The sequence below is a fragment of the Pseudomonas sp. RA_15y_Pfl1_P11 genome (assembly GCF_963970975.1).
GTDB lineage: Bacteria > Pseudomonadota > Gammaproteobacteria > Pseudomonadales > Pseudomonadaceae > Aquipseudomonas > Aquipseudomonas tritici.
Genome location: NZ_CAXAOY010000003.1, coordinates 367,675 through 376,838, shown reverse-complemented (window position 1 = coordinate 376,838; position 9,164 = coordinate 367,675). Strand labels below are relative to the sequence as shown.

10 protein-coding genes are annotated in these 9,164 nt (G+C 58.6%); 5 read left to right on the top strand and 5 right to left on the bottom strand.

All coding sequences use genetic code 11. From position 1 onward, the window contains the following. Nucleotides 1–121: transposase (locus AACY44_RS05825; RefSeq protein ID WP_141228961.1), on the top strand; the 121-nt coding region annotated here is incomplete at its 5' end. Nucleotides 122–177: 56 nt separating this feature from the next. On the opposite strand, the gene AACY44_RS05820 is transcribed toward AACY44_RS05825, so the two are convergent. Further along, the gene (locus AACY44_RS05820) at nt 178–1,395 is read right to left on the bottom strand and encodes an argininosuccinate synthase (protein WP_339418288.1); all 1,218 of its coding nucleotides are present in this window, start codon (nt 1,393–1,395) and stop codon (nt 178–180) included. 142 nt (nt 1,396–1,537) lie between these two features. Further along, a complete protein-coding gene (locus tag AACY44_RS05815; RefSeq protein WP_339418289.1) occupies nt 1,538–2,446 on the bottom strand; it encodes a flagellar protein MotY in 909 nt (302 codons plus the stop codon). A gap of 156 nt (nt 2,447–2,602) precedes the next feature. On the opposite strand from AACY44_RS05815, the gene pyrC reads away from it, so the two are divergent. Beyond that, nucleotides 2,603–3,649 (top strand): dihydroorotase, encoded by a 1,047-nt coding sequence (gene pyrC, locus AACY44_RS05810; protein ID WP_339435865.1) that lies wholly within the window; start codon nt 2,603–2,605, stop codon nt 3,647–3,649. Then, nucleotides 3,646–4,317, top strand: coding sequence for a ribonuclease T (rnt, locus tag AACY44_RS05805; protein ID WP_339418291.1), 672 nt, complete (start codon nt 3,646–3,648; stop codon nt 4,315–4,317). Before pyrC ends, rnt begins: the two co-directional genes overlap by 4 nt. A 77-nt stretch (nt 4,318–4,394) precedes the next feature. Here the strand turns inward: rnt and AACY44_RS05800 are convergent, their stop codons facing one another. Further along, nucleotides 4,395–4,997, bottom strand: coding sequence for a peroxiredoxin (locus tag AACY44_RS05800; RefSeq protein WP_003172097.1), 603 nt, complete (start codon nt 4,995–4,997; stop codon nt 4,395–4,397). Between the two features lie 243 nt (nt 4,998–5,240). Between AACY44_RS05800 and AACY44_RS05795 the strand changes: the two genes are divergently transcribed. Together AACY44_RS05795 and bfr are read left to right on the top strand one after the other, a co-directional pair. Beyond that, nucleotides 5,241–5,459, top strand: a complete 219-nt coding sequence (locus tag AACY44_RS05795; protein WP_339418292.1) for a bacterioferritin-associated ferredoxin — start codon at nt 5,241–5,243, stop codon at nt 5,457–5,459. 201 nt (nt 5,460–5,660) lie between these two features. After that, complete coding sequence (gene bfr, locus AACY44_RS05790; protein WP_065872518.1) at nt 5,661–6,131, top strand: bacterioferritin; 471 nt, start codon at nt 5,661–5,663, stop codon at nt 6,129–6,131. A 154-nt stretch (nt 6,132–6,285) separates the two neighbouring features. Here bfr and grxD read toward each other — a convergent pair whose 3' ends face one another. Together grxD and AACY44_RS05780 are read right to left on the bottom strand one after the other, a co-directional pair. Then, nucleotides 6,286–6,624: a Grx4 family monothiol glutaredoxin gene (grxD, locus tag AACY44_RS05785; RefSeq protein WP_339417852.1), complete on the bottom strand. Its 339-nt coding sequence runs from the start codon at nt 6,622–6,624 to the stop codon at nt 6,286–6,288. Between the two features lie 77 nt (nt 6,625–6,701). Beyond that, the gene (locus tag AACY44_RS05780) at nt 6,702–8,810 is read right to left on the bottom strand and encodes a molybdopterin oxidoreductase family protein (protein ID WP_339437935.1); all 2,109 of its coding nucleotides are present in this window, start codon (nt 8,808–8,810) and stop codon (nt 6,702–6,704) included. Nucleotides 8,811–9,164 lie beyond the last annotated feature (354 nt).

The following is a 9,164-nucleotide window of genomic DNA, read 5'->3' as shown; positions in this document are numbered from 1 at the left end:
CACTGGTCAGTTGGAAGGAATAAACAATCGAATAAAGGTCATCAAACGAATGGCGTACGGTTACCGGGACAGCGAGTTCTTCTTCATGAAGATCAAGAGTGTCTTTCCCGGCAATCCGTGAAGAACCAAAAAAATGGCCCCTTGTACAAGGGGCCATTCTTCACAGCGCACGCAAACTTAGAACAACGAGCGACCTTTGTTGGCCGCAATGCGCATGCGCAATGCATTCAACTTGATAAAGCCTGCTGCGTCCGCTTGGTTGTAGGCGCCGCCGTCTTCTTCGAAAGTGGCGATGTTGGCGTCGAACAGCGAGTCATCGGACTTGCGACCGGTCACAATCACATTGCCCTTGTACAGCTTCAGGCGCACAACGCCGTTCACATGGGCCTGGGAAGCGTCGATCATTTGTTGCAGCAGCAGACGCTCAGGGCTCCACCAGTAGCCGGTGTAGATCAGGCTGGCGTACTTGGGCATCAACTCGTCTTTGAGGTGAGCCACTTCGCGGTCCAGGGTGATGGACTCGATGGCGCGGTGGGCACGCAGCATGATGGTGCCACCCGGGGTTTCGTAGCAGCCACGGGACTTCATGCCCACGTAGCGGTTCTCGACGATGTCGAGACGGCCGATGCCGTGTTCGCCACCGATACGGTTCAGGGTCGCCAGTACGGTGGCCGGGGTCATTTCGACGCCGTCCAGCGCGACGATGTCGCCGTTGCGGTAGGTCAGTTCCAGGTATTGGGCTTTGTCAGGAGCGTTCTCTGGGGAGACGGTCCATTTCCACATGTCTTCTTCGTGTTCGGTCCAAGTGTCTTCCAGCACGCCGCCTTCATAGGAGATGTGCAGCAAGTTGGCGTCCATCGAGTACGGGGACTTCTTCTTGCCATGACGCTCGATCGGGATCGCGTGCTTTTCAGCGTAATCCATCAGCTTTTCACGGGACAGCAGGTCCCATTCACGCCAAGGAGCAATCACTTTCACGCCAGGCTTGAGCGCATAGGCGCCCAGTTCGAAACGCACCTGGTCGTTGCCCTTGCCGGTAGCACCATGGGAAATGGCGTCGGCGCCGGTTTCGTTGGCGATTTCGATCAGGCGCTTGGCGATCAGCGGACGTGCGATGGAAGTACCCAGCAGGTACTCGCCTTCGTAGACAGTGTTGGCGCGAAACATCGGGAAAACGAAATCGCGGACGAATTCTTCGCGCAGGTCATCAATGTAGATCTCTTTCACGCCCATGGCTTGCGCCTTGGCACGTGCAGGTTCGACCTCTTCGCCCTGACCCAGGTCAGCGGTGAAGGTCACCACTTCACAGTTATAAGTATCCTGCAGCCACTTGAGGATCACCGAAGTGTCCAGGCCGCCGGAATACGCGAGAACGACCTTGTTTACGTCGGCCATGCCATCACTCCACGGGGTTGTACGGAAAGGCATCGATTCTACCGATCAAAACCGTGAATTTACAGGGGCGCGACAGCAAATGAAGATAAAGCGACAGATTATGTCGAGCGAGCGACCGATGGTCGCACCTTATGCCGCCACTTCATGACGTGTGCGCAGGGTTGCTCGGGCCGGCTGCCTGGGGCGCCGGTTTCTCGGGGGCTGCCACGCGCTCCAGCTGGATATTGACCCGACGGTTGCGCGCCCGGTTAGCCGCATTGGTATTGGGCGCCAGCGGGTAGCTTTCGCCATGAAAGCGCAGGGTGACCTGGGATTCCTGGATGCCATTGGCCTTGAAGTAGTCCATCACCGCCAAGGCGCGGCGGCGCGAGACATCACGGTTGGTCAGGCGGTTGCCACTGTTGTCCGAATGGCCATTGAGCTCTATGTGGTTGACGGTGGGGTCGGCTTTCAGGAACGCGAGAATCACGTCGAGTTTCTTCTTGGCCGCCGCGTCCAGCTCAATGCCGCCACCTGGGAATCCGACTTCGGTCTGTTTGACCTGATCGTAATTCATCGGCAACAGCTTGGTAGTACACACCTGGTAGTCGTTGTAAGCCTTGTTGAATTTGACCGGCAACAGGCGGATTTCCGAGTAGCCGCCTTCACGTCCGTAATGGCGAACGGTCGGGCTACGCCCTTCCAGCAAGCCATTGAACAAGCGCCCAGCCTGGGCCTGGGAGCTGTTGAACAACACGTCGCCACTGCCGGCACGCACGGCGCCGAGGTTGATATCACCTCGCCCCGGCTGCCAAGGGGCGGCGGCGGCCAGCAACGTGGCCGAGCCCCCACCCAGCGAGCCGTTATAGGCTTTGAGACGAAACGTCGCCTGCTCGCCAGCCCGGCGCACGAACTCACCCGAACCGAAGTCGGTGATCGGCTGGGTCAGGCGGCACTCGAACTGGTCCCCTTCTACCTTCCACTCAATATTCTCCAGACGTGTCTGGAACGTGAGGGCCATCGCAGGCAGGCTGGCGAACACACTGAGCAGGGCTAGATAATGCTGGCGCACGGGAGGCTCCACTGGTTTCTACAACACTTCAAAGCGTCATACATCGATAAGGCATACGAAAGGCTATCGGTTGCCTCCTGCAAAACTTGATAGCGAGTGCCTGCAAGAGTCTTTTCCGGTAGCATTCCCACCAGATTGACCCGCCTGGAATCCCCAATGTCCGACCGCCTGACCCTGCTGCGTCCCGACGACTGGCATATTCATCTTCGCGATGGTGCTGCGTTACCCCACACCGTGGCCGATGTAGCGCGTACCTTTGGCCGCGCCATCATCATGCCTAACCTGGTACCTCCGGTGCGTAACGCCGAGCAAGCCGATGCCTATCGACAGCGAATCCTCGCTGCACGGCCGGCCGGCAGCCGCTTCGAACCGTTGATGGTGCTTTATCTCACCGACCGCACCCAGCCCGAAGAAATTCTCGAGGCCAAGGCCAGCGGTTTCGTGCACGCCGCCAAGCTGTACCCGGCGGGCGCGACCACCAACTCCGACTCCGGCGTGACCAGTATCGACAAGATCCTGCCAGCCATCGAAGCCATGGCCGAAGTCGGCATGCCGCTGTTGATCCACGGTGAAGTCACCCGTGGCGACGTGGACGTGTTCGACCGCGAGAAGATCTTCATCGACGAACACATGCGCCGTGTGGTCGAGCTGTTCCCGACCCTGAAGGTCGTGTTCGAGCACATCACCACCGCCGATGCTGTGCAGTTCGTCACCGAGGCCTCGGGCAACGTCGGCGCGACCATCACTGCGCATCACCTGCTGTACAACCGCAACCACATGTTGGTGGGCGGGATTCGGCCGCACTTCTATTGCCTGCCGATCCTCAAGCGCAACACCCACCAGGTGGCCTTGCTGGATGCTGCGACCAGCGGCAACCCGAAGTTCTTCCTCGGCACCGATTCCGCCCCACACGCCCAGCACGCCAAAGAAGCGGCGTGCGGCTGTGCCGGTTGCTACACCGCATACGCTGCCATCGAGCTGTACGCCGAGGCGTTCGAACAGCGCAACGCGCTGGACAAGCTCGAAGCGTTCGCCAGCCTCAACGGCCCGCGCTTCTACGGCCTGCCGGTAAATACCGACCGCATTACCCTGGTTCGTGAAGACTGGACCGTCCCTGCCAGCCTGCCGTTTGGCGAGCTGACTGTTATCCCGCTGCGCGCCGGTGAAACACTGCGCTGGCGCCTGCTGGAGGAAAGCAAGTGAGTGAAGACCATTACGACGACGAACATGAGCACAGTGGTGGCGGTTCCCGTCACCCGATGGCCGAGCGGTTTCGCGGTTATCTGCCAGTAGTCATCGACGTAGAAACCGGTGGTTTCAATTGCGCCACCGACGCGCTGCTGGAAATCGCCGCGACCACCATCGGCATGGATGAACAGGGTTTTGTGTTCGCGGAACACACCCACTTCTTCCGTGTCGAGCCGTTCGAAGGTGCCAACATCGAAGCGGCCGCCCTGGAGTTCACCGGGATCAAGCTCGATCACCCACTGCGCATGGCGGTGAGTGAAGAAGCGGCGCTGACCGATATCTTCCGCGGCGTGCGCAAGGCGTTGAAGGCCAATGGCTGCAAGCGCGCGATTCTGGTCGGCCATAACAGTAGCTTCGACCTGGGCTTCCTGAACGCCGCCGTGACGCGGTTGGACATGAAGCGCAACCCGTTCCACCCGTTCTCCAGCTTTGACACCGCGACCCTCGCCGGCCTGGCTTATGGCCAGACGGTGTTGGCAAAAGCCTGCCAGGCAGCCGGTATCGACTTTGACGGGCGTGAGGCCCATTCGGCCCGCTACGACACCGAGAAAACCGCCGAACTGTTCTGCGGCATCGTCAACCGCTGGAAGCAGATGGGCGGCTGGGAAGACTTCAACGACTGAAATCTCACTACAGCCGTTTCCCGCGTATAAAAAAACCGGCCTTCTCAGGCCGGTTTTTTTATACGCGGGAAACTGGCTTACAGCTTGCCAGCGTTCTCGGTCAGGTAAGCCGCAACGCCTTCTGGCGAAGCATTCATGCCTTTGTCGCCTTTTTTCCAGTTGGCAGGGCAGACTTCGCCATGCTCTTCGTGGAATTGCAGTGCGTCGACCAGGCGGATCAGCTCTTCCATGTTACGGCCCAGTGGCAGGTCGTTGATGATCTGGGAACGAACAACGCCCTTGTCATCGATCAGGAATGCGCCACGGAACGCTACGCCGCCTTCGGACTCAACGTCGTAGGCCTTGGCGATGTCGTGCTTCATGTCGGCAGCCATGGTGTATTTGACTTTGCCGATGCCGCCATCGTTGATGGCGGTGTTGCGCCAGGCGTTGTGGGTGAAATGGGAGTCGATGGAAACGGCTACCACTTCAACGTTGCGCGCCTTGAAGTCGTCCATGCGGTGGTCCAGAGCAATCAGCTCCGAAGGGCAGACGAAGGTGAAGTCCAGCGGGTAGAAGAATACCAGGCCATATTTGCCTTTGATGGCTTCAGACAGTTTGAAGCTGTCAACGATTTCGCCATTGCCGAGAACGGCTGGAACGTCGAAATCCGGGGCTTGTTTGCCGACGAGTACGCTCATTGGGTATCTCCTGATGTAAGGGTGACGATTGAAGTAAAAGGACCGGCCCTGAGTCTGCCGTTTATAAGCGACAGCCCTGTGACGCAGTCACGCTTCGTGAAGACCGGCCATCATACACTGAAAAAACCGTTCGTCAGTGCGGGCGCGATGCCAGCAAATAACCGACGAATCTACTTTGACAATCATTCTCGTTAACATTAAGATCCATCGCACTTAAGCCTTAACCCGCGATGGTTCTCCCTTATGTATGTGTGCCTCTGTACTGGCGTCACCGACGGAAAAATCCGCGAAGCAATCTACGAAGGTTGCTGCAGCTACAAGGAAGTACGTGAAACCACCGGTGTGGCCAGCCAGTGTGGCAAATGTGCTTGCCTCGCCAAGCAAGTGGTACGGGAAACCCTGACGCAGCTGCAGACAGCCCAGGCCGCGCTCCCCTATTCAGCAGAATTTACACACGCCTGATTTGGCGTGTTTTAAAGAACCGGACTTAGTGTTCGGTTTTTTTATGCCCGGAATTCAATTAGTTAGCGCCAAGACGCGGAACACAAACATTCTTATTCCGATTAATTTTCATTTATTATTCAATAACTTAGGTTTGACACTAGGGATTGCGCCGCTCAAACTCCGCTCTATATACAGCTATTACAGGGCAGGACCCCAGTCATGAAAGGCGACATCTCAGTCATCCAGCAACTCAACAAAATCCTTGCCAATGAACTGGTCGCGATCAATCAGTATTTTCTGCATGCGCGTATGTACGACGATTGGGGCCTGGAAAAGCTGGGCAAGCGTGAATACAAAGAATCGATCAAGGCCATGAAGGACGCTGACGCGCTGATCAAACGCATCCTGTTCCTGGAAGGCCTGCCGAACGTGCAGGACCTGGGCAAGCTGAACATCGGCGAACACACCCAGGAAATGATCAGCAGCGACCTTGGTTTTGAGCGCAAGAGCCACAGCGACCTCAAGGCCGCCATTGCTCACTGCGAACTGACCGGCGACTACGGTAGCCGTGAACTGCTGGAAGATATCCTGGAAGACCAGGAAGAACATATCGACTGGCTGGAAACCCAACTGGGCCTGATCGACAAAGTCAGCCTGGAAAACTACCTGCAATCGCAGATGGGTGAATAACCCTCAGGTAACAGGTACAAAAAAGCCCCGCTCTCTTACGAGAAGCGGGGCTTTTTATTGAACGGCAGATTGCAGGAGCTGCTTGCCAGCGATAGCGTCCGAAAGTACGACGCCAGGCTGTGGGGCCAATCGCCGGCAAGCCGGCTCCTGCAGATCAGGCGTCAGCCTTGGCCGCGGCGTTCACCGCTGCCTCTTTGATCAGCGCCTGCAACGAACCGTCTGCGGCCATTTCAGTGATGATATCGCTACCGCCGACCAGCTCACCGGCGACCCACAGTTGTGGGAACGTAGGCCAGTTGGCGTACTTCGGCAGGTTGGCGCGGATTTCAGGGTTTTGCAGGATATCCACGTAAGCGAATTTCTCGCCACACGCCATGATGGCCTGCGACGCCTTCGCGGAGAAACCGCACTGAGGAGCGTTTGGCGCGCCCTTCATGTAAAGCAGAATGGTGTTGGCAGCAATCTGCTCTTTGATCGTTTCGATGATATCCATGGAACACCTCGGCTGGAACTTTGCGACTCACAGGTCGGCACGGTGGCGCATTGTAACGCAAAATTCCAGCGCGGTGCTCAGGCGGCTGCTACCTGGACCGGAACGCCATTGAGAGCGGCATTGCCCGACAACTCGTCCAATTGCCGTTCGTCGGTCAGGTCATTCGCGCTCGCTCCGGGTTGCGCGCTGGCGATGCCCATCTGGACGCCCGGGCGACCATGGCCCCAGCCGTGGGGCAGGCTGACGACACCAGGCATCATGTCCAGGCTGGAGACAACTTCCACCTCGATCATGCCAATCCTAGAACTCACCCGCACCCGCTGGCCATCCAGTAAACGCCGGCTGGCCAGGTCGTCAGGATGCATCAGCAATTGATGACGCGGCTTGCCCTTCACCAGCCGGTGATAGTTATGCATCCAGGAATTATTGCTGCGCACATGGCGACGGCCGATCAGCAACAGTTCGTCGACCACAGGACCCGGCTGCGCGGCAAACCGCACCAGGTCGGCGAGGATAACTGCCGGCGCCGCCTGCACCTTGCCATCAACGGTTTTCAGACGCGCGGCAAGGTTGGGCTGAAGCGGCCCAAGGTCCACGCCATGGGGATGGTCGGCCAGCATCGCCACCGATAATTTGTGGCTGGAGCCATCACCGTACGCGCCCGCGCGCAGCCCGAAATCGATCATCTGCGCCGGCGGCATCGTCGGCTTGAGTGTGGCACCGGTCTGAGCCGCAAAGGCCTTGGCCAGCCCGACGAAGATTTCCCAGTCATGCAGCGCACCCTCGGGTTTGGGCAAGATCGCCTGGTTGAAACGGGTGACGTTACGCACCGCAAACATATTGAAGGTCGTGTCGTAGTGATCGTTTTCCAACGCTGACGTGGACGGCAGAATCAAATCGGCATACCGCGTGGTCTCGTTGATATAGAGGTCGACGCTGACCATGAACTCCAAGCCTTCCAAGGCTTGCTCCAATTGCCGCCCATTAGGGGTCGACAACACCGGATTACCGGCCACTGTCACTAACGCGCGGATTTGTCCTTCGCCTTCAGTGAGCATTTCTTCCGCCAGGGCCGACACCGGCAACTCGCCACCGTACTCCGGACGCCCGGAAACCCGGCTCTGCCAGCGATTGAAATGCCCGCCACCGGTCGACGCCACCAGATCCACTGCGGGCGTCGTGCACAAGGCGCCACCCACACGGTCGAGATTGCCAGTCACCAGGTTGATCAGTTGCACCAGCCAGTGGCACAGCGTGCCGAACGCCTGGGTTGATACGCCCATGCGCCCGTAGCACACCGCTTTATCCGCTGCGGCAAAGTCCCGTGCCAGTTGGCGGATCTGCTCGGCAGGCACCGCACACTGACGACTCATGGCCTCGGCGGTAAACCCGGCGATCACGCGGCGTACATCCTCCAGGCCTTCAACCGGCAAATGGCTGTCGCGGGTCAGGTTCTCGGTAAACAAGGTGTTGAGCACCCCGAACAACAGCGCCGCATCACCGCCTGGGCGCACAAACAGATGCTGATCAGCCATCGCCGCCGTCTCGCTGCGCCGTGGGTCGACCACCACCACTTTACCGCCCCGCGCCTGGATCGCCTTGAGGCGCTTTTCCACGTCGGGCACCGTCATGATGCTGCCATTGGACGCCAGTGGGTTGCCGCCCAGGATCAGCATGAAGTCGGTGTGATCAATGTCCGGGATCGGCAGCAACAGGCCGTGGCCGTACATGAGATAGCTGGTGAGGTGATGGGGCAGTTGGTCGACCGAGGTCGCGGAAAACCGATTACGCGTCTTCAACAGGCCGAGGAAGTAGTTGCTGTGGGTCATCAGCCCATAGTTGTGCACGCTGGGGTTGCCCTGATACACCGCCACCGCATTCTGCCCGTGACGCGCCTGAATGCCCGCCAGCCGTTCGGCTACGAGCGCGAAAGCCTCGTCCCACGCGATCGGCTGCCATTCGCTACCTACCCGCAACATGGGCTGGTGCAGGCGGTCAGGATCATTCTGGATATCCTGCAGCGCTACGGCCTTGGGGCAGATATGCCCACGACTGAAACTGTCCTGGGCATCGCCCTTGATCGAGGTGATCACCAAGTTGCCGTCGTCGGCTCGGGTGGTTTCCAGCGTCAGGCCGCAGATGGCTTCACACAGATGGCAGGCACGGTGGTGGAGAGTCTTGGTCATCGCCAGTCTCTTATAAGGGCTTTGGTCCAACTATGGGCCGCGACCGGCAAGCGCGCCAGCAACGTTCGCCTCGTGAATCGACAAGCATCAGGCCAGGCCATGGCTAAGCATGAGCAAATGTTTCAGAAACCTCACACGCTCGCCCTGAAACCGACGCAGCCTGGCCTGCAGCCGCCCCCGCGCATTGCAAAAGGTTGCTACGCCAGTGTACAAATGGCCCGCTGCTGTCTGGAATTCATCTTCAAAAGCGCCTTGGCGCCCTGCTTGAACGCCCTTTAAAACCGTAGCCCTATTGGTAAGACGCGACATTTAATTATAAGATCGCGCCTTCCCCTATTTCGTCGCCCCGTGCGG